We start from the raw sequence: 19580 nt of genomic DNA, 5'->3' as shown, positions 1-19580 counted from the left end.
CAGGGCTCAAAATTACATATTTTTTTATGATTAGCAAGAACCAAATCAAATTTATTCAAAAGTTGCAGCAGAAGAAGCATCGCAATCAGCTGCAAAAGTTCGTCGTTGAAGGCAAAAAAAGCATCCTAGAATTCCTCACAGAAGGCTATGCCGCTCAGGAGCTATTTGTTACAGAAACCTTTGCTAAAACTATTGATAAAGAGCAATATACACTCGTTGCCAAAGAAGAGCTCCGAAAGATAAGCAGCCTTACCAATCCCGATGATGGCTTAGCTGTATTCTCTATGCCTATCCTTGCTCCTATTGACGAAAGAGGATTACTCCTCGCCTTAGATAATTTGCAGGACCCAGGCAATTTAGGCACTATTATTCGACTTTGCGATTGGTTTGGCATCACACAGCTCATCTGCAACACCGATACGGTGGATTGCTACAACCCAAAGGTCGTGCAAGCCTCAATGGGTTCTCTTGCCCGAGTAAAACTATATTACCTCCCTCTTGCTGACTTTCTCGCTCGCACCTCGCTGCCTATTATCACCACAACTATGCAGGGCGAAAACCTCTACACAGCCTCACTCCCTACCGATGCCATTCTTGTTATGGGCAATGAGGCAAACGGCATTTCACAGTCAATACTTCAACTATCTACCAAAACCATTACTATTCCACGCTTTTCGCAGACTACTCGCACCGAAAGCCTTAATGTAGCAACAGCTACCGCTATTCTACTTAGTGAGTTCCGCCGTAGATAGTAGTGCTCTATAAATCAGAAAAGCTACTCATACAGTGATGAGTAGCTTTTCTTTTTGTATACTTATTGAGCTTATCCTCTTTACAACACCCCGTTAAGAGCCTTGTTTACCTCTCTTACAGCCTCTGCATTCTTAGCGAAGGTTGCCTTTTCAGCCTCGTTGAGTTTAATCTCTACAATCTTCTCAACCCCGTTGCGTCCAATGATCACAGGCACACCATAGCTGATATCCTTCTGACCGTATTCACCCTCTAAGAGCACTGAGCAAGGGAACAACTTCTTCTGGTCGCAAGCGATAGCTTGTACCAATGCCGATACCGCAGCCCCTGGGGCATACCAAGCCGAAGTGCCAAGCAGTTTAGTAAGGGTAGCGCCCCCAACTTTCGTTTCTTCAGCCACTTTTTCAAGGCGTTCTGCGCTGAGGCAATCACTTACAGGCACTCCACGACGTGTAGCCAAGCGAGTTAGCGGAATCATGCCCGTGTCGCTGTGAGCACCGATCACCATACCATCTACATCCGAGATAGGGCTTTCCAATGCCTCAGCCAAGCGGTATCTGAAGCGCGCACTATCCAGCGCACCACCCATACCAATCACACGATTCTTAGGCAATTTAGTAGCCTTATGAACCAAGTAAGCCATCGTATCCATAGGGTTGCTCACCACGATCACGATCACGTTAGGCGAGTACTTTACCAATTGCTCTACTACCGACTTTACGATGTTGGCATTCGTACCGATAAGCTCCTCACGAGTCATCCCTGGTTTACGCGGAATACCCGAAGTGATCACCGCTACATCACTGCCCGTAGTCTTTGAATAATCGTTGGTAACACCTACGATACGGGTGTCAAATCCATTCAATGACGCTGTCTGCATCAAGTCCATCGCCTTACCTTCCGCAAAGCCCTCCTTGATGTCGATAAGCACTACTTCCGATGCAAAGTTCTTAATTGCAATGTACTCTGCACAGCTGGCACCTACTGCACCAGCACCTACTACTGTAACTTTCATATAATCAAATATATTTTACACAAGGGCACCGTGCCCCTGATGGTTATTTTCAAGCCACAAAAGTACACATTTTCCAATAAACTGACAAATAAATTCCAAAATATTTTTAATTTAATACAAAACTACCTACTTTTGCCCCCCGTAAAAAACACTTATAAAAATGCAAAAATCAAGCACTTATTTCATTATTGGCACCTCTACCGAAGTAGGCAAAACCATCGCCGCCGCCATCATCACCCAAGCCCTCGAGGCTGATTATTGGAAACCCATACAGTCGGGCGACCTCCATTACACCGATACCGACAAGGTGCAAAAGCTCATCAGCAACCCCCATACCACTTTCCACCCCAACGCCTATGCCCTCAACACCCCCGCCAGTCCGCACCTCTCGGCAGCCCTTGACGGCATTGAGATTGCCCTTGAGAAAATCGTGCGCCCCGCCACCGACCGCCCCTTGGTGATTGAGGCAGCAGGCGGACTCTTAGTGCCCCTCAACGACCGCGACACCATCGCCGATCTCATCCTCCCTACCGATCGCATCGTGCTCGTATCGCGCCACTATCTCGGCAGCATCAACCACACCCTCCTCACTTACGAGGCACTCCAAAGCCGCGGGTTGCCCCTCTATGGTATTATTTTCAGCGGCACCCCCGCCCCTGATACCGAGCGACTTATCCTCGCCAAAACAGGCGCTAAGCACATCGGTACCATCGCCGAAGAACCTTACTTCGACCCAGCAGTCATCCGCGACTATGCCGAGCAGTTTCTGCCCAACCTCTAAACAGAAAAATTTTCTGTCGAGCTCATCTCGAACACTGCTCGAACACATCTCGAACACATCTCGAACATATCTCACCCATTTTTCCGATACCTCAAAAACTATAATACTCACGAAATGCAAAAAATTAAACTTTATAATTGAATGAATATAGAAAAACGTTAAAATTCCTTTTGGGTGGTGCGTAATTCCCCTTGTAGCCACCCCACCTGTCACCCCTGTCATACGTCTGTCATTTTGACATAACTTCGACCGCTGAAATGTTGTAAAACAACAACACTCATACAACACTCTGTTAAAAAACCTGCCATTTTGTCAGGTGTAAGATATTTTGGCATATCTATTGCCTATAGCTAATAGACGTTGCAACGCAATTCAGTTCCAATGGCCAAGGAACGATGGGCGTTGAAGAACGACAAGTTCTTTGACAAATTGTGTAGAAAATCTTTTAAAAAAACATTTTTTATGACAAAGATTAAAGGCAATGCAGTAATGTATGGCGCCTCAGGGATGTTTGGAAAGCAAGTAGTCTTTCGCAAATATCGAGGAGAGTTGATCGCGGCAATAGCCCCAGAGAGATCAGCTAAGTATTCAGCTGCACAAAAGATGCAGCAAGAGAAGTTTAAAGAAGGTTGCGACTATGCAAAACGAGCCGCCAAGGACAGTGATCTGTGGCTTAGGTACACAGAGCGAGCAAAAGAGCTAAAACTCTCACCTCACAATCTCGCCTTGGCTGATTACTTGCTGCCTCCTAAAATTGACAGGGTCAATACCAAAAGCTACGACGGAAGGGTCGGATCTAAGCTATTCATCATAGCTTCTGATAACTTCCAAATAACTTCGGTATCGGTCAGAATCAATAAGGATGATGGCAACCTCTTAGAGGAAGGTAACGCAGTGCTTGAAGGATTGCAATGGGTTTATCCCATCACAGTCGCCAACGCTGCCCTTTCAGATACAAAACTCACTGTATCCGTCACAGATACACCAGGTAACGTAACCGAAAAGGAAATCATCCTCTGACTTTAAGTAAATGGCTAATACGCTTTTCAGTGGCTCAGTGATGAATATATAATAGTAAAAAGCCTAACTGAAAGCACCGATAGTAACTGATGAGTAGCCATAGGACAATAACTCATTACAGATTTACTATCTAATTACTATCCAATCCGATAGGTTCGTTTGATAATGTTCAAGGATATGGGTTCTAAGATTTAATATTGTAATAGTTGAACAAAAGTATGCCTTGATGTGATGTATCACCTATCATCGATTGAAGAAAAAGAAATCCCTTTCACGAGTAGCTAACGTGAAAGGGATTTTCTATTTTAATTGATGGCTTTCTTACGGATAATCGATGTACACAGGATACCGCTCCCCACCTTCTTTTCGCAGTATCGCATCAAAGAAGTTCCAGTTAAAGAACGAGTCAGGAGCTGAGGGCTCAAGCACTTCAAGGAGGTAACGCTTGGCGGGCTGTTGCACCTCGATGAGGTAATCGCCTTTGCGCAATTGCACTGTCCCGCTGTGAGTGCTTGTCTCAGTGTCGTAATGCAAGTAGTGCCCTGCATAAGGTTGAGGCAGTGTCTTGTAGCTGTCGATAGTGTAATAAGTCAGGCTCATCAGCGTGTCCTTCTCTATCTCTTTCATCTCCACCTCGTTGGCTTGCAGGCGTGCTACTACTCCCTTCCACACACGTGGCACGATATACGCCTTAGGCACTGCCACCCTACGCACTGCCTTGAAGCTGTTGTAATAAGGCACTTCCTCAGTGTACGTCTGTAGACTATCGGTGGCAGTATTGAGCTTTTTATAACCGTAGAAGCTAACGGTACTGTGCTGGGTGCTATCGATTGCCCACGCCACAGGGTATTGCCGTTGTGCCAAATCGCTCTCGCGCTGCTTCACTTTCAGCTCTTTGATGTATTTCTGATCAGCACCAGCAATCTCCACTACGGACTTCATCACCTCATAGCAAGCCTCTACTCGCGCCTTATAAGGCTTCGAAGGCTGTGTAGCAATGGTGATTCCCATACAGTTCCACAAGCCCGCATAGCCCGTAGCAGTGTGCGGCAAAGCATCTACGGCGGTGTAGCCCTTAGCGGTAGGCGTTTGCACCCCAGCACTCAGCGGAATCAATCGCCAAAAAGGCTTGGGCAAGGTATCGCTCACAAACGCCTCTTCGCGCTTCACCAACGAGTCCGACAGGCGTGGTATGAAGTTATTGCGCAGATAGTTACCCAAGTAACTCCCCAATTTATTCAGTTGTGAAGTGCTATACATAAGCACGTGCTGCGAGTCCACCCCACTGCTGGCTTGGTTATCGATAAAGAGGTCGGGCTGCACTTTGTGGAAAATAGCCGCAAACGACAGCGCATTCTCGCTATCCGCCTTTATAAAGTCCGCATTGAGGTCTACCTGCACCGCATTGCCCTGCTGAGGCTCCTCTGTGGCAGCACCCCCTTTGTGTGTCGCTGCCAAATCGCGCCGCTGTGCTGCCCCTATATTGTACACAGGGATGGTTACCACCACCACATTCTTAGGCGTGGTGACTTGCTTCTGTGCCAAGTTGCGAAATAATAGCATCGTAGCATCTACTCCCTCAGATGCCGCTGCATCGCTACCGTTGTTGATGAGCACTATCGTCTTGCTCCTTTGCAATTTCTGTAAGTTAAACTCTGCCGTAGGACTGTATATCACTAAATGCAATGACTCGCCGCTATCGGTCATCCCGATGGTTTTCAGGCTGATGGTGCTATATTCCTTCGATAGCCCTTTGTAGAAGTCGATCACCTCGGCGTAGGTAGCACTTTCGCTGCCATTGCTCTCCTCAAAGCGCGTTACAAAGCTGTCTTTCTTTGAGAAGAAAGGCGTATCGCAAGCCCAAAGCAGTAGTCCAAGGCTGTAAAGTATGTATTTTTTCATAATCCTGCGTACAGCTTTCAGCTTTGAGCCTTGAGCTTTCAGAGCTAACGCACAGGGTAGATTCTCTCTCATAGTTAGATAATTCATTAGTTTATATAGCTGTAAAGTAGCATTTCATTTAGCAACACGGGCTTCAAAATCCCCACTGCCTGCGGTAGCGGTCAAAGTCCTCAGCGTTGATGGCGCGGATGCCCTCAGTGAGCAACCGCACTTTGTAGCCTAATGAGAGCGCATCGTTCACGCTGTAAGCCACACAATAGTCGCCTGCCAAGCCGCAGAAAGTAAGCTCGGTGATGCCCTTCTCCTGCAAGTAACCGTGAAGCCCCGTGGGGTGCTGCCGCTGGTTGTCGAAGAAGGCACTATAACTATCCACCTCACGCTGCATTCCCTTGCGGAAGATCGCCGCAATGGGGCGCGTATCGAGCTCAGGGTGAAGGGCTGCACCAAGACTTCCTTGCACGCAATGCGTAGGCCACAACACCTGTGCGATGCCGTTTAAGTCAATCACCTCAAAGGCTTGCTTCCCCTTGTGGTTAGCAGCAAAACTCAGATGGTCAGCAGGGTGCCAATCCTGCGTAGCCACTACCGTAGCGTAATCCTTATGTAGCTCACGGTTGATTGCAGCGACCACCTCATCGCCCTTAGGCACAGGCAAAGCCCCGCTGGGCATAAAGTCATTCTGTACGTCGATAATTACAAGTGCTTTCATATCTACTGTCTATTCGTTTTCGTTCCGTATGCTGTCCGTTACTCCCTACTCCCTAACTCCTAAAAACTTGGCAAAGATACTACTTTTTTGGGAACAATAGGCTTCTTATTCCCAAAATCTTTTTACTTTTGCCGAAAAATAACAAGTCAATGCACTTTATATCTGAAGATTTAGAGGATTACGCCTCACAACACACTGATAGCGAGCCACCTTTGCTGAGCGAACTCAGTCGCCGTACCCACCTAAGCGTATTGCAACCGCGTATGCTCAGTGGACACCTGCAAGGGCGTTTCCTAAGCCTTATCTCAAAGCTCATTGCCCCAAAAACCATCCTTGAGATAGGCACCTATACGGGCTATGCTACCCTTTGCCTTGCCGAAGGATTACAGCAAGGGGGCACGCTGCACACCATCGACATTAAGGAGGAACTCCAAGACCTACAACGCGAGTTCTTCGACCGCAGTGGCTATGGAGCCCAAATCGTTCAGCACTTGGGCGAGGCAGCCACCGTCATTCCCACCCTTACCGACCGCTTCGATTTGGTGTTTATCGACGCCGATAAGCGCAACTACGCCCTCTATTTCGACCTCATCATAGAGAAGATGAACCGCGGTGGGGTCATCCTCTCGGACAATGTGTTGTGGAGTGGCAAGGTAGTCGAAGAAGTAAAACCCAGCGATAAACACACCCAAGCACTGCTTGCCTACAACCAAAAACTAAAGGACGACCCACGCCTTGAGACCGTCCTTCTACCCATCCGCGACGGGATTACCCTCTCACGGGTGAAGTAAAGAACTATCAAAATTTTATTATTCAAAAAACTTTTTATATCTTTGCCTCTCTTTAACTAAATGAATTGAACCGTGAAAACTATCCGTTTTTTATCATTACTAACATTTGTGTTGTTAGTTTCTTGTAAAGGTACATCTTCTTCGGAGATGAAAATCACAGTGCCTGCCCCCCGACAAGTGGCGTGGCACGCTATGCAGTATTACGCTTTTATCCACTTCAATATGAATACGTTTTCGGATATGGAGTGGGGCACAGGGGGCGAAGACCCTGCGCTGTTTAACCCTACTGACCTCGATGTGAACCAATGGGTTCACGTGATTAAAGAAGCAGGAATGACGGGGGTTATCATCACCGCTAAGCACCACGATGGCTTCTGCCTTTGGCCAACGGCTTACGGCGAGCACTCCATCAAGCATTCACCCTATAAGAATGGTAAGGGCGATATCGTCAAAGAGCTCGCTGAGGCTTGCAAGCGCGAGGGCTTGAAGTTTGGGGTCTATCTCTCACCTTGGGATCGCAACCATAAGGATTACGGCAAGCCTGAGTATGTCAGCTATTTCCACAACCAATTGCGCGAGTTGCTCACCAATTACGGTGAGATTTTTGAAGTGTGGTTCGATGGTGCCAATGGTGGTTCGGGCTATTACGGGGGTGCTAACGAAACCCGCACTATTGATGCTAAGACCTATTACCAGTGGGATAAGACGTATGCCATAGTGCGCGAGTTGCAACCCAAGGCAGTGATTTTTGGTGATGACGGACCTGATATTCGCTGGATAGGCAACGAAAAAGGCTTTGGCAGTGAGACCAATTGGGCTACTTTCACCCCTAACGATCTGCCCTACGGCAAGGAGCACATCAGGCACCTACAAGAGGGCGACCCTAATGGCAAGAATTGGACGCCCGCAGAGGCTGACGTTTCTATTCGCCCAGGGTGGTATTACCACGCAAGAGAGGATCATCAAGTGAAGTCGGTAGCGGCGTTGGTGGATATTTACTATAAGTCGATTGGGCGTAATGCGAACCTGTTGCTCAATCTGCCTGTCGATAGGCGCGGACATATCCCAGAGGTGGACGCCCGTCGCCTTATGGAGTTTAAGCAGGTGATCGCAGCCGATTTTGCCAATGAAGTGAAGGGCAAGTTGAGTGAGAAGGACAATGCGCTTACCCTGCAATTTGCAAAACCTACTAAGCTCAATCGCTTGGTGCTCGGTGAGGACATCACCCAAGGGCAACGTGTGAGCGGCTTTGAGGTATTATACCAAAAGGATGGACAGTGGCAAAAGCTCGCTACAGAAACCACTATCGGCTATAAACGTGTGTTGCGCTTCCCAACAGTGGAAGCAACAGCCGTACGGCTGAAAGTGCTCAGCTCCATTGCCGAGCCTAAGGTAGTAGCACTAAAGGCGTATGATGCCCCTGCATTGCTCACCGCACCACAGCTCACGCGCACCAAAGAGGGCGTGGTAAGTCTCGCTACCGATGAGGCAGGACTTGCGATTTACTACACCACCGATGGCAGTGCCCCAACGGTGCAGAGCAAGGCGTATACCGCTCCTTTTGCAGTGGAGAAACCCGCGCAGCTGAAAGCGCTAGCCTACGACCCAGCTACTAAGAAATACAGTGAAGTAGCCGCCTATACCCTCGATGTGCCTAAAACGCAATGGAAGGTAGTAGCGGTAAGTTCTGGTGATATGAAGGGTGCAGAGGCACTCATTGATGAGAACCCCAATAATTGGTACACCAATAAGCGGGAGGGCACATCAGCACCAGTTGTTACTATTGATTTGGGCAGCGAACTGACCCTCAAAGGCTTTACCTATCTGCCTTCGCAAGACCGTTGGGCTGAGGGCACTATCAGTCATTATACCTTTGAGGTGAGCACCGATGGACAGCACTTTAAGAAGGTATCCGCTGGTGAGTTTGGCAATATCAAGAACAACCCTATTGAGCAACGCATTGCTTTCCCTGCAGCCAAAGCACGCTACATCAGGCTTACTGCCGATAAATTAGTTGATGAGGCAAAAGGAGCTTCGTATGGTGAGATAGGTGTCATTACACAGTAATATGGATTTTTTAAAAGACTTGATATCCCCTGCCTTAGCTTGCCTAATTGCGGCAGGGGTATGTATTGTGATGCTTATCGGCATTATCTTAGACAAGGATTGGGCGGTGTTCATCATCAGGAACTCAGGACTGCATTGGCATATTGCCTCACAAGGCAGGGACGCTGTGCGCCGTTATCAAGGGATAGGCTTTGCTATCGGAGCCATTGCTTCCCTATTTTTAGCAGCCTATTACTTTTTTAGAGAGTAAAGAGTAGAGAGTAAAGAGTAGAGAGTAAAGAGTAGAGAGTAAAGAGTAGAGAGTAAAGAGTAGAGAGTAAAGAGTAGAGAGTAGAGAGTAAAGAGTAGAGAGTAAAGAGTAGAGAGTAAAGAGTAGAGAGTAAAGAGTAGAGAGTAAAGAGTAGAGAGTAAAGAGTAGAGAGTTCAGCGCGTTAGCAATTTACTCTCTACTCATTAACCATTAAAAAAAGATGTACATCAATAACGCAAACTTATCCAAGGCATCCAAATGGCTTTATGCAGTAGTGCCAATATTATTTTTTGGCTTTGTATGGCTGAACTATATCGCTTTACAGACAATGGATACCGAAGCGGTAATGGCAGAACAGATAGCCGAGATGGGTGAATTGCCCTTCTTGGTGATGAACTTGTTGCCCTTCGCAGTGCTGCTGGGGCTATTGCTGCTATGGGTGAAGTTCGTGCATCGCCAGTCGCTTACAGCACTTACTACAGCCCGTCCCCGTATCAGCTGGCGGCGGTTCTTCTTTGCTTTCTTCCTTTGGGGTGGAATTTCTACTGCACTCATAGCCGCTGATTACCTCATCAATCCGCAGGATTACCAGTGGGACTTTCAGCTCGTGCCTTTCCTGAAACTCTTGGCTATTGCCATAGTGCTCGTACCCTTACAGACAGCTTTTGAGGAGTATTTCTTCCGCGCCTATCTGATGCAGGGCTTAGCCTTAGTCTTCAAAAGAGCGTGGGTGCCCCTTGTGATTACTTCTGTGCTTTTCGGACTAATGCACATTGCCAATCCCGAAGTGGAAAAGCTCGGCTATGGCTTGCTCATCTATTACATCGGCACCGGATTTTTCTTAGGGATTACCGCGATTATGGACGATGGCATAGAACTCAGCTTGGGTTTCCACGCTGCCAACAATCTCTTTACAGCACTGTGGGTAACCTCCACGTGGACAGTCTTCCAAACGCCCTCAGTGCTCCGCGATGTATCAGAACCCACTTTGGGGTGGAATATGTTCCTGCCTTTGTTAGTGTGCTTTCCGCTGCTTTTGTGGATTTATGCTAAGAAATATAAGTGGAAAGATTGGAGGGTACGACTTGTTGGGTAATGTTGATTGATTTACTTTCCGATGATAAAGATAGCAGGGCGCTTTTGTAGGTTCAGTGCCTTTTTGCGCCATTGTGATACGGGGAGTGTGTATATTTCTTCCGTAGGCAAGGTGATATCTAGTGCTACACATACGAGGGTGCTGGGCTGTAAGGTTCCCAGCATATCGGTGAGGAGCTTCTCATTGCGATAGGGTGTTTCGATGCATACTTGCGTTTGCCCTTCGTGAGCTTTGCGTTCTAAGGCTTTGAAGGTGCGTTTGCGTTCGCTTTTGTCAATAGGAAGGTAGCCATTGAAGGCAAAATGTTGTCCGCTCATACCGCTTGCCATCAGCGCTAAGAGGATAGAAGAAGGACCTACGAGGGGAATAACACGCAAGCCTCGTTGATGGGCGAGGCGCACTACCTCGGCACCTGGATCAGCTACCCCTGGGCAACCTGCCTCGGAGATAATGCCCACTGAGTGTTCTTCAGAGCAAGGTTGGAGCAGGGTTGATACATCAGCAGCGGCGTTGTGCTTGTCGATGACTGCAATGTGTAAAGTGGACTGTTCCTTCTCAGGGGCTACCTGCTTGATAAAGCGCCGTGCAGACTTCTCATTTTCGACGATAAAGTAGCTGAGAGATAGGATAGTGGCTTTGATTTGTGGAGAGAGTACTTCCAAAGAGCTATCGCCTAAGGTACAAGGTATTAAGTAGACGTTTGCCATTAGTTATCAATCTGTTTTTGGAGTTTTTTAGCAATAAGCTCACAGGCGGCATCGACCATTGCGTAGGTGTCGTCAAAAGCTTTTTCATCGCCGTAGTAAGGGTCGGGTAACTCTTTGGCAGCCATTCCGCTGAGAGTGTCGAGCAAGAAGTGAACCTTGCTGCGTTCGCGATCGTTTTTGGCTAAGCGTAGTACATTCTGATAGTTGCTCTTGTCCATCACGAAGATATAATCAAAGGAGGAGAAGTCCTTGGCAGTAAACTGTCGCCCTCTGAGGTTGGAGATGTCTACGCCATTCTTGCGTCCCACGGCAATGGCACGGGGGTCAGGAGCCTCACCTACGTGATAATTGGCAGTACCAGCAGAGTCTACTTCAAAGTGTCCAGTATCTAATTTGCTGCGTAATACGCCTTCTGCCAGAGGTGAACGACAGATATTGCCTAAGCATACTGTTAGAATCTTTATTCTGCTCATTTGTAATAATAAATGGTTTGTATTTCGGGCGGCAAAGGTAGTAAATATTTTGTAATATGAGCTGTTTCAGTGTAAAGCATTTGGTTTTTTAGCTCGGTTTTTGTTCGCTATTTATTAGATTAAATGTATAAATATGAAACAAATTTGGTGTGTATACGTTTTTTTGTGTATCTTTGCGCAATTTTTAAAAGGATAGTTTATATGATACAGTCAATGACAGGCTTTGGGAAAAGCACGCTGTCGCTTGCCGATAAGCATATTAGTATTGAGATTAAATCACTGAATAGCAAAACGATAGATATAAGTACGCGCATTCCGTTGGCGTATAGGAAGAAGGAGCTCGACTTTAGAAAGTTTATAGCTGAGCAGTTACAGCGCGGTAAGATTGATTTCAATATTTTTGTGGAGAATATTGGTAATCAGACTCCTGCTAAGATTAATCAGTCTATTGTGAAGTCGTACATAGAGCAGATGCTGGGTATTGTAGAGGGCGATCTGACGGAGCTACTTAAGATGGCTGTACGTATGCCTGATGCGTTGCAGACCTCAATAGAGGAGGTAAGTGATGAGGAGTTTTCCACAGTGGCTGAGCACCTTGCGATTGCTGTTAAGGATTTACAGTCGTTCCGCGAGCAGGAAGGCAAAGTGCTGGCAAAGGATTTTACACTGCGTATTGAGAACCTACAGCAGTTGCTCATTGAGGTGCAATTAATTGATGCAGAGCGCTTAGCTTCTATCCGTGAACGCTTGGAAAAAGCGGTTATAGAGGTAAAGAATGTAGACCCTAACAGGTTTGAGCAAGAGCTTATTTTCTATTTAGAGAAGTTGGATATCACTGAGGAAAAGATCCGCTTGAAGAAGCACTTAGATTACTTTTTAGAGACCTTGATGAACGAATCGAATGGACGTAAGTTAGGCTTTATTTCGCAGGAAATAGGGCGTGAAATCAATACCTTAGGTTCGAAGGCTAACTTTGCACCGATGCAGCAATTGGTAGTGCAGATGAAGGATGAGCTTGAGAAGATTAAAGAGCAAGTACTCAATGTGTTGTAGGTTTTATTTTAGATATATCAATAATGAATAAGTTAGTTATCTTGTCGGCGCCTTCTGGTAGTGGGAAGACTACTATTATGAGGCATTTACTATCGCTGCCTCAGCTAAATTTAGCCTTCTCGATTTCAGCTACTTCGCGTGCACCACGAGGAAAGGAAGAACACGGAAAGGACTATTATTTTATGACTGTCGAAGCCTTCAAAGAGCAAATAGCTCAGGGAGCTTTTTTGGAATGGGAAGAGGTGTATAAAGACAATTTTTATGGTACGCTTCGCTCAGAAGTTGAACGACTTTGGGCTTTGGGTAAGAATGTAGTGTTTGATATAGATGTTGTGGGAGGACTCAATGTGAAGAAGTTATATCCTGAGCAGAGTTTAGCTATCTTTGTTGAGCCACCGAGTATGGCAGCTTTGGAAGAGCGTTTACGTCAGCGTCATACCGAGAGTGAAGAGAAGATACAAATGCGTTTAAATAAGGCTGCTCAAGAGCTTGCAGTAGCTTACAAATTTGATGTGATTATCCGTAATGATCATCTTTCTGATGCTTTGAAGGAAGCAGAGAGAGTAGTTGAAGAATTTTTACGTTGATGAAAAAGCATATAGGTCTGTATTTTGGTTCGTTTAATCCTATTCATATAGGGCATCTTATCATTGCAAACCACTTAGTGGAGCACTCTGATATAGAGGAGCTTTGGATGGTAGTAACACCTCAGAATCCGCTGAAAGAGAAGCCCTCTTTACTCAATAATTACCAGCGCTTAGAAATGGTGCACCTAGCTTTAGAGCCCTATGATAAATTGCGTCCATCGGATATTGAGTTTCACCTGCCTCAGCCTAACTATACCGTTCAGACACTTTTATACTTAGAAGAAAAATACCCAGAGGCAACTTTTTCACTAATTATGGGGGAAGACAATCTAAAAACACTTCACAAGTGGAAGAATTATGAGTATATACTGGAAAATTACACTATATATGTCTATCCACGTATTTCAGAAGGAGTAATCCCTGAAAAATTTGCTGATCACCCTCATATTACTCGTGTAATGGCACCAATAATAGAACTTTCGGCTACTTTTATACGCAATGAGATCAGGGAAAGACGTAATGTTCAACCGTTACTTCCTGAGAAAGTATGGGACTATATTGATAGAGCTTCACTTTATAAATAGATAAGCAAAATAGGATATGGATTATAATTATTTTACTCAAGAAGGAACACTTTACAAGGCAAAAATACGTAATAAGTCGGTTTTTATACTTATTTTTTCACTTTTACTATTCACTGTATTTAGCTTCTATATCCAACTGTGGATAGCGGGAGTGGTTATGCTGTCATTGGCAGTATTTATCTATGTAGCTGATAAGCAGCGTAAGTTAGAAGTAGATATGCAACGACGGGAAATACGTGGTAAATTAGCTTTTGGTCAGCCTGATTTTGTTATCCCGATTGATACAATTAAGGAGTTTATGCTCACTTCATATAAAGCGAGTGTACTTGTTACCGCAACACAGATAAGTGTATCATACTCAGAAGATGGGCAATGGAAAATGCTACCTATCATACAGGAAAATAAGACGGTCGTGGTACAAAGTATTCTCGAAGAGTTAAAAAAGATTATTCAGTAAGAAGATTTTTCCCAGTTCAGCCGTTGTGGTAGTATTTGGCTATTATCAATTCATTTTATAGCATCATTATTTTTTTCTTCGTGGAATGACGCTTATATCTCTAAAAATGATTACCTTTGCGCGATTTTAATAGAGAAATGTACTTTTAGGTTTCTCTTTCACAATGACTTTTTTCAATAAATACAACAAAATGAAGGTAAAACTTTTTGTCCTCTTAGGGCTCTTGGCAGTAGTGCTGTGCTGCAAGCGCAAGCAAGCTGAGCCTCCTGCTCCCAAGCCTGAATATGTCGATGGCAAAGAAATCTACGCGAATGCCAAGACGCTCACTGTGGATACTGCCCAGATTACTTTTGAGGTGATACCTGTGGCTGACAGCCATTACAAGCGCATCATTCAGCGCGAGGCTAAGGAGTATTACACCCGCAACGGAATGAAAACCCGCTGGCTCTTCTCCCATAAGCCTTCACGCCTTTTTACTGAATATATGGCTGTGCTCGATAGTGTGAGCAATTACGGCTTAAACCCTAAAACCTATCGGCAACATACACTCAAAAAAGCAGTCGATAGCCTTTATACAAACGAAAAAAGCGATGAGGAAAAAGTAGCTCTCGACCGACAAATAACAGCTTCTTTTCTACTCTTTACCAAGCACTTAACCTCAGGGCGATTGGCACGTTCTTACTATGGAACGCACATCTGGTTAAAACCCAAACCAAAAAACAATCCGAATATACTGCTGGGTATTGGCGATGACGATGCGCTGGCAACAGTGGTTGGTGCGTTGCACCCAAAGACAGCTCAATACAAACAATTGCTGGCTAAGTACAAAACCCTAAAAGCTATCCCTGATGAGTCGGTGGAAATAGTGTATATGGAAGAGCCTAAGCTGTTTCGCTATGGCTACACCGACCCTGTGGTGCTAAAAGTGCGCCGCAACCTCGAGCAACGTGGCTACAAAGCTGAGCCCGAAATCGATGATATGGAGGTCGATAGTACACTCATTCGCACCCTCATTCGCTTTCAGCGCGATAAGGGACTGCTGGCAAACGGTCGCCTAACCGATGCTACCATACGCCGAATGAATATGACCGCTTCCTTCAAAAAGGATATCGTATGGCTCAATATTGAGCGTATGCGTGCTTTCAACAACCACTTAGGCGACGATTACCTCATCGTAAATATCCCTGATTACAAACTGCGTATCTATCATAAAAACAGTGTGATAGGGCAAATGCGCATCGTGGTAGGCAAAGCCGAAACACCTACCCCCATCTTCACTGATTCCATCCGCTTTGTGGAGTTTCGCCCTACTTGGTCAGTGCCGCAGAGCATCATTCACAAAGAGATGATCCCTGAGATGATATCCAAAGAAGACCCTGAACGCTATAAAAAACGCGGCTATTCCCTCTTTGAAAACGGCAAAAAAATTGAGCCCAACCAAGTCAATTGGGCTGACCCCAACATCAGAAAACGCTCTTTTTACTTCATCGAAGAGCCTTCCGAACGCAACTCGCTCGGATTGGTGAAATTCGCCCTGAACAACGGTATGAGCATCTACTTGCACGATACCCCTACCAAATACTTATTTGCCCGCCAAGATAGAGCCCTGAGCCACGGGTGCATACGCCTTGAACAGCCCACACAGCTCGCACGCATTATATTGCGCAATCAAGGGGGAAATGTGAAGTGGACGGAAGACAAAATCAAAGAGGCAATGACCAACGAGAAGCACAACCAATACCGCATCACTCCGAAAACAAAATATATGATCAATGTGCTCTATTACACCACAGAGGTAAACGACCGTGGCGAAATAGAACTCAAAAATGATATTTACGGTATTGATGGTGAGCAACTTAAAGAACTAAAACGCTTCGGTTCATAATGTAGACTCTCCTTAAACAACTTTATAAAGAAAGAGCCTGTCTTAATTTTTTCAAGACAGGCTCTTTTTCTATTCTATAATCAGTAAAACTATCCACTTCAACTAACTATCTCACTCTACAATAGAGGATTAGAAAATATATTACTATGCTAACCTATTGACAACAAGTCGGAAAACTCGCGTTAGCCCTAAAAGCTCGAAGCTAAATATAATATATAGGTGTAACTATCTACAAAGTTGCTTTTATCTCATCAGTAAGTGCTGCTGAAGCTGCTACCAATGGCAAACGCACATAAGGTGCGCAAATGCCCCTTTCAGCTAAGAAGGCTTTTACACCTGCGGGATTTCCTTCCTTAAAGGCAAGCGTTGTAGCGTTCATCAGGCAGTAGTGCAGCGCATTGGCTTTCGCTACTTCGCCCTTGAGTGCCAAGCGTATCATTTCAGAAAACTCACGTGGATAAGCCATCGCGATCACTGAGATGACTCCTTTCCCACCAAGATACGTAGTGAGCAAAGCCGTCATATCATCACCCGAAAGCACGCTAAAGCCCTCAGGCTTGTCGCGCAACAGCTGCATATTCAGCACCATATTGCCCGATGCCTCTTTGATGGCTACAATATTCTTAAAATCTCTTGCCAAGCGCAAAGTCGTTTCTGCCTGCATCGTTACCCCCACACGTCCAGGCACATTATAGAGAATGATAGGTAACTCAGTGCTGCGCGCAATGGCCGCAAAGTGCTCATACATACCCGCTTGCGAAGGCTTGTTGTAGTAAGGCACTACCGAAAGTATCGCATCAAAAGCAGAGAGGTCAGTGCGTTTGATTTCGTCAATAACGCTCTGGGTATTATTGCCACCGATGCCTACCACCAAAGGCAATTGCTTCTTATTTGCTTTAATGATTGTCTCGCGCACTAAGGCTTTTTCCTCAGCGGTGAGCGTAGGTGCCTCGCTGGTAGTGCCCAAAGCCACCAAAAACTCCACACCCTCCGTGCTTACGTAGTCCACCAAGCGCACAAGTGCCTCAGTGTCCACCCGATTGTCTGCCGTAAAAGGAGTAACCAACGCCACCCCTGTTCCTTCAATTATTTTTTTCATATCTTATTTGTGTATAATGGTATTCATCACCTTCTTCACCTCCTCGGCAAAGACCACCTCCTCTTGCAAATTACAAGCGATGATAATATCGTTGTAAACCAAGTCAATCCCTTGAAAGCCAATGCGCAACTTAGCCCTGATGGACGAAGAGAGCAGCAGCAGCGGTAACTTAGGTTCGTTAAAGTAGTTGATCAGCAGGTCGTACTCCTGCTCAGCCAAGCGGTCGGCGTGATAATTGCGTATCTTCCCCTGCCAATTGATTTCTTTATCAATCAGAAAAGGAGTGCCATCGGCGTGCGTTTCCTCCGACTCTTTTTTGTAACCGAGCACAATATAATTCTCTGGTCGGATACCGTAGAATTTTATCAGTTCAAGCAAGGGGTCAACCTTCCTAACTGCGTCCATATCAATGATGCAGCCCACTTTTACAAGCTCGTCACTCACGGGTTTTCGATAGCTCTCAAGCACCTTCAAATTCTTGCGAATTTTATTTTTTATGTTATAATTCTTTATTATTTCCAAAATAGTTGTAATTTTGCGTGTTTGCAAAGGTAAACATTAATTTTTAAACCAATAACATTTTTTATGAGAAAGTTGCATAAATTATCGACTTATTTTTTATTGGCATTTGTAACCGTCTGTTTTATAAGTTCTTGTGGAGCTAAAAAAACTCAGCTCTCAAGGGTTAAAGCGAAGAACATTGAGATCACAAATGCGCTTGCAGGGGCATCGGAAGTAGATGCTTTTGTGAAACCGTACCGTGAGCACGTCCAAAAAGAGATGGACGTAGTGCTTGCGTATAACCCCGTAGAACTGCCAAAGGACAGAAATGAGCCATCACTCAACGCTGCCATCGGCAATTTTATGGCTGACGCCACTTACGAGATTATCAACCCTGTGTACTCAAAAAAGACAGGGAAGAACATCGACTTTGTGCTACTGAATTGGGGCGGTATCCGCACTTCACTCCCCAAAGGAAACCTCACCGTAGGCTCGGCTTACGAGGTGATGCCCTTTGAGAATAAGATTGTGGTGCTGACGATGAAAGGCGAGAAAGTAAAAGAACTCGCACAGTACCTCATTGATAAGCGTGTGCCACATCCGCTGTCAAAACAAGTACATTTGCAAATCACCAAAGATGGGCAAATCACTGAGTTTACCATCGGCGGCAAGCCCTTCGACCCCAACGCTACCTACATCGTAGCCACTTCCGACTACCTGATGAACGGCGGCGATGCAATGTATTTCTTCAAAGGAGCAGAAGCGTTTGAAACAGGCTACTTAGCCCGCAACGTACTAATAGATTACTTTAAAAAAGTAGGCACCTTAGAAGCTAAAAAAGACAACCGATTTGAATATAAACCATAACACGATGGAAAGAAGAACATTTTTAAAGAATATAGGAGCAACTTCGCTCTTAGTAGGGATGGGCGGCTTCTCCCTCTCAATGAAACCAAGCCACGCAAAGCAGATCACCATCTTGCACACCAATGATGTGCACAGCCATATCGACCCTTTCCCTGCCACCGATACACGCAATCCCGACCGTGGAGGCGTAGCAAGGCGCGCAACGCTCATCAATGAGATACGCAAGGAAAACCCTAACACACTGCTCTTTGACGCAGGCGACATCTTCCAAGGTACGCCTTACTTCAACTTCTACGGTGGTGCCCTTGAGTTCAAACTGATGTCGATGCTTAAATATGACGCCGCTACCTTTGGTAACCACGACTTCGACAATGGCATCGAAGGGCTTTATGCACAGTTACCTAATGCCGATTTCGATTTTATCATCTCTAATTACGATGTAAGCAAAACCCTGCTCAACGGGCATACCAAACCTTACAAAACCTATATGGTCGACGGGGTGAAAGTAGGTGTTTTCGGCTTAGGCATCGAGCTGGAAGGCTTGGTAAATAAAGCTATGTATAAAGAGACGGTCTACCTCGACCCGATTGGCATTGCCCAAGATATGGAACGCAAGCTCCACGATGAGGAAAAGTGCGACTTGATCATCGCTCTCTCCCACTTAGGTTATGAGTACAAAAATGAGGATAAAGTTAGCGACCTAAAAGTAGCCGAACAAACCTCATACCTCAACCTGATCATCGGCGGGCATACGCATACCTTCCTACCACGCCCTACCTTAGTTACCAATAAAAAAGGTAACACCACCTTAGTAAACCAAGTAGGTTGCTTCGGACTTAACTTAGGGCGCATCGATTTCTTCTTTGAGGAAGAGCAATTGGTGAAGAATAAAGCCGTAGCTATTGAGGTGTAAGAGTGTCACAACGGATAGGTAACGAAGACGTATCGAAGGGATAACCTTACCCTAAAAAAATGAAAGGCTGTTC

The 19580-nt window shown here is 45.6% G+C and carries 21 protein-coding genes; 14 read left to right on the top strand and 7 right to left on the bottom strand.

Annotated elements, in window-relative coordinates; genetic code table 11:
* Nucleotides 1-26 precede the first annotated feature (26 nt).
* Entirely contained in the window at nt 27-752 is a 726-nt protein-coding gene (locus AXF12_RS09025; protein ID WP_066430440.1) for a TrmH family RNA methyltransferase, read from the top strand.
* 80 nt (nt 753-832) lie between these two features.
* Here the strand turns inward: AXF12_RS09025 and mdh are convergent, their stop codons facing one another.
* Entirely contained in the window at nt 833-1765 is a 933-nt protein-coding gene (gene mdh, locus AXF12_RS09020) for a malate dehydrogenase (protein ID WP_066430434.1), read from the bottom strand.
* 160 nt (nt 1766-1925) lie between these two features.
* Between mdh and bioD the strand changes: the two genes are divergently transcribed.
* Nucleotides 1926-2546: a dethiobiotin synthase gene (bioD, locus tag AXF12_RS09015; RefSeq protein ID WP_066430432.1), complete on the top strand. Its 621-nt coding sequence runs from the start codon at nt 1926-1928 to the stop codon at nt 2544-2546.
* Between the two features lie 462 nt (nt 2547-3008).
* The gene (locus tag AXF12_RS09010; protein ID WP_074860839.1) at nt 3009-3566 is read left to right on the top strand and encodes a hypothetical protein; all 558 of its coding nucleotides are present in this window, start codon (nt 3009-3011) and stop codon (nt 3564-3566) included.
* A gap of 321 nt (nt 3567-3887) precedes the next feature.
* Here the strand turns inward: AXF12_RS09010 and AXF12_RS09005 are convergent, their stop codons facing one another.
* Both AXF12_RS09005 and pncA read right to left on the bottom strand, forming a co-directional pair.
* Entirely contained in the window at nt 3888-5468 is a 1581-nt protein-coding gene (locus tag AXF12_RS09005; protein ID WP_066431938.1) for a M14 family metallopeptidase, read from the bottom strand.
* A 133-nt stretch (nt 5469-5601) separates the two neighbouring features.
* On the bottom strand, nt 5602-6177 hold the full coding sequence (pncA, locus tag AXF12_RS09000) for a bifunctional nicotinamidase/pyrazinamidase (protein ID WP_066430429.1): 576 nt from the start codon (nt 6175-6177) through the stop codon (nt 5602-5604).
* 149 nt (nt 6178-6326) lie between these two features.
* Here pncA and AXF12_RS08995 point away from each other — a divergent pair, with 149 nt between their 5' ends.
* The 4 genes from AXF12_RS08995 (at nt 6327) to AXF12_RS08980 (ending at nt 10381) form a co-directional block, all read left to right on the top strand.
* Nucleotides 6327-6968 carry an O-methyltransferase gene (locus AXF12_RS08995; RefSeq protein WP_066430427.1) on the top strand — a complete coding sequence of 214 codons (642 nt, stop codon included), beginning with the start codon at nt 6327-6329 and terminating at the stop codon, nt 6966-6968.
* An 81-nt stretch (nt 6969-7049) separates the two neighbouring features.
* A complete protein-coding gene (locus AXF12_RS08990) occupies nt 7050-9035 on the top strand; it encodes an alpha-L-fucosidase (protein ID WP_066431935.1) in 1986 nt (661 codons plus the stop codon).
* Between the two features lies 1 nt (nt 9036).
* Nucleotides 9037-9285: an Imm17 family immunity protein gene (locus tag AXF12_RS08985; protein ID WP_066430425.1), complete on the top strand. Its 249-nt coding sequence runs from the start codon at nt 9037-9039 to the stop codon at nt 9283-9285.
* Between the two features lie 220 nt (nt 9286-9505).
* Nucleotides 9506-10381: a CPBP family intramembrane glutamic endopeptidase gene (locus tag AXF12_RS08980; RefSeq protein ID WP_066430424.1), complete on the top strand. Its 876-nt coding sequence runs from the start codon at nt 9506-9508 to the stop codon at nt 10379-10381.
* Between the two features lie 11 nt (nt 10382-10392).
* On the opposite strand, the gene AXF12_RS08975 is transcribed toward AXF12_RS08980, so the two are convergent.
* The gene (locus AXF12_RS08975; protein WP_066430423.1) at nt 10393-11088 is read right to left on the bottom strand and encodes an SAM-dependent methyltransferase; all 696 of its coding nucleotides are present in this window, start codon (nt 11086-11088) and stop codon (nt 10393-10395) included.
* Complete coding sequence (locus AXF12_RS08970; RefSeq protein ID WP_066430421.1) at nt 11088-11561, bottom strand: low molecular weight protein-tyrosine-phosphatase; 474 nt, start codon at nt 11559-11561, stop codon at nt 11088-11090. Before AXF12_RS08970 ends, AXF12_RS08975 begins: the two co-directional genes overlap by 1 nt.
* A gap of 201 nt (nt 11562-11762) precedes the next feature.
* Between AXF12_RS08970 and AXF12_RS08965 the strand changes: the two genes are divergently transcribed.
* The 5 genes from AXF12_RS08965 to AXF12_RS08945 all read left to right on the top strand — a co-directional run bounded on the left by AXF12_RS08965 (nt 11763) and on the right by AXF12_RS08945 (nt 16127).
* Nucleotides 11763-12614, top strand: a complete 852-nt coding sequence (locus tag AXF12_RS08965) for a YicC family protein (RefSeq protein ID WP_066430419.1) — start codon at nt 11763-11765, stop codon at nt 12612-12614.
* Between the two features lie 23 nt (nt 12615-12637).
* Complete coding sequence (gene gmk, locus AXF12_RS08960; protein WP_066430416.1) at nt 12638-13201, top strand: guanylate kinase; 564 nt, start codon at nt 12638-12640, stop codon at nt 13199-13201.
* The gene (gene nadD, locus AXF12_RS08955; RefSeq protein ID WP_066430413.1) at nt 13201-13785 is read left to right on the top strand and encodes a nicotinate (nicotinamide) nucleotide adenylyltransferase; all 585 of its coding nucleotides are present in this window, start codon (nt 13201-13203) and stop codon (nt 13783-13785) included. Before gmk ends, nadD begins: the two co-directional genes overlap by 1 nt.
* A gap of 16 nt (nt 13786-13801) precedes the next feature.
* Nucleotides 13802-14242 carry a hypothetical protein gene (locus AXF12_RS08950; RefSeq protein ID WP_066430411.1) on the top strand — a complete coding sequence of 147 codons (441 nt, stop codon included), beginning with the start codon at nt 13802-13804 and terminating at the stop codon, nt 14240-14242.
* Between the two features lie 190 nt (nt 14243-14432).
* Nucleotides 14433-16127, top strand: a complete 1695-nt coding sequence (locus AXF12_RS08945; protein ID WP_066431933.1) for a L,D-transpeptidase family protein — start codon at nt 14433-14435, stop codon at nt 16125-16127.
* Between the two features lie 229 nt (nt 16128-16356).
* Here the strand turns inward: AXF12_RS08945 and dapA are convergent, their stop codons facing one another.
* Nucleotides 16357-17226, bottom strand: coding sequence for a 4-hydroxy-tetrahydrodipicolinate synthase (dapA, locus tag AXF12_RS08940; RefSeq protein WP_066430410.1), 870 nt, complete (start codon nt 17224-17226; stop codon nt 16357-16359).
* 3 nt (nt 17227-17229) lie between these two features.
* The gene (locus AXF12_RS08935) at nt 17230-17748 is read right to left on the bottom strand and encodes a DUF6913 domain-containing protein (protein ID WP_231909912.1); all 519 of its coding nucleotides are present in this window, start codon (nt 17746-17748) and stop codon (nt 17230-17232) included.
* A 63-nt stretch (nt 17749-17811) separates the two neighbouring features.
* Here AXF12_RS08935 and AXF12_RS08930 point away from each other — a divergent pair, with 63 nt between their 5' ends.
* Both AXF12_RS08930 and AXF12_RS08925 read left to right on the top strand, forming a co-directional pair.
* Complete coding sequence (locus AXF12_RS08930; RefSeq protein ID WP_066430406.1) at nt 17812-18594, top strand: 5'-nucleotidase C-terminal domain-containing protein; 783 nt, start codon at nt 17812-17814, stop codon at nt 18592-18594.
* Between the two features lie 4 nt (nt 18595-18598).
* Entirely contained in the window at nt 18599-19507 is a 909-nt protein-coding gene (locus AXF12_RS08925; RefSeq protein WP_066430404.1) for a bifunctional metallophosphatase/5'-nucleotidase, read from the top strand.
* The last annotated feature ends 73 nt before the right edge of the window (nt 19508-19580 follow it).

The organism is Capnocytophaga haemolytica, from assembly GCF_001553545.1.
In the GTDB taxonomy this organism is placed as follows: Bacteria; Bacteroidota; Bacteroidia; order Flavobacteriales; family Flavobacteriaceae; genus Capnocytophaga; species Capnocytophaga haemolytica.
This window is presented reverse-complemented; position numbering and strand designations above follow the sequence as displayed.

Coding starts and splice junctions, on each gene's coding strand:
- AXF12_RS09025 (WP_066430440.1), top strand. CDS start 27: ATGATTAGCAAGAACCAAATCAAATTTATTCAAAAGTTGCAGCAGAAG.
- mdh (WP_066430434.1), bottom strand. CDS start 1,765: ATGAAAGTTACAGTAGTAGGTGCTGGTGCAGTAGGTGCCAGCTGTGCA.
- bioD (WP_066430432.1), top strand. CDS start 1,926: ATGCAAAAATCAAGCACTTATTTCATTATTGGCACCTCTACCGAAGTA.
- AXF12_RS09010 (WP_074860839.1), top strand. CDS start 3,009: ATGACAAAGATTAAAGGCAATGCAGTAATGTATGGCGCCTCAGGGATG.
- AXF12_RS09005 (WP_066431938.1), bottom strand. CDS start 5,468: ATGAAAAAATACATACTTTACAGCCTTGGACTACTGCTTTGGGCTTGC.
- pncA (WP_066430429.1), bottom strand. CDS start 6,177: ATGAAAGCACTTGTAATTATCGACGTACAGAATGACTTTATGCCCAGC.
- AXF12_RS08995 (WP_066430427.1), top strand. CDS start 6,327: ATGCACTTTATATCTGAAGATTTAGAGGATTACGCCTCACAACACACT.
- AXF12_RS08985 (WP_066430425.1), top strand. CDS start 9,037: ATGGATTTTTTAAAAGACTTGATATCCCCTGCCTTAGCTTGCCTAATT.
- AXF12_RS08980 (WP_066430424.1), top strand. CDS start 9,506: ATGTACATCAATAACGCAAACTTATCCAAGGCATCCAAATGGCTTTAT.
- AXF12_RS08975 (WP_066430423.1), bottom strand. CDS start 11,088: ATGGCAAACGTCTACTTAATACCTTGTACCTTAGGCGATAGCTCTTTG.
- AXF12_RS08970 (WP_066430421.1), bottom strand. CDS start 11,561: ATGAGCAGAATAAAGATTCTAACAGTATGCTTAGGCAATATCTGTCGT.
- AXF12_RS08965 (WP_066430419.1), top strand. CDS start 11,763: ATGATACAGTCAATGACAGGCTTTGGGAAAAGCACGCTGTCGCTTGCC.
- gmk (WP_066430416.1), top strand. CDS start 12,638: ATGAATAAGTTAGTTATCTTGTCGGCGCCTTCTGGTAGTGGGAAGACT.
- nadD (WP_066430413.1), top strand. CDS start 13,201: ATGAAAAAGCATATAGGTCTGTATTTTGGTTCGTTTAATCCTATTCAT.
- AXF12_RS08950 (WP_066430411.1), top strand. CDS start 13,802: ATGGATTATAATTATTTTACTCAAGAAGGAACACTTTACAAGGCAAAA.
- AXF12_RS08945 (WP_066431933.1), top strand. CDS start 14,433: ATGAAGGTAAAACTTTTTGTCCTCTTAGGGCTCTTGGCAGTAGTGCTG.
- dapA (WP_066430410.1), bottom strand. CDS start 17,226: ATGAAAAAAATAATTGAAGGAACAGGGGTGGCGTTGGTTACTCCTTTT.
- AXF12_RS08930 (WP_066430406.1), top strand. CDS start 17,812: ATGAGAAAGTTGCATAAATTATCGACTTATTTTTTATTGGCATTTGTA.
- AXF12_RS08925 (WP_066430404.1), top strand. CDS start 18,599: ATGGAAAGAAGAACATTTTTAAAGAATATAGGAGCAACTTCGCTCTTA.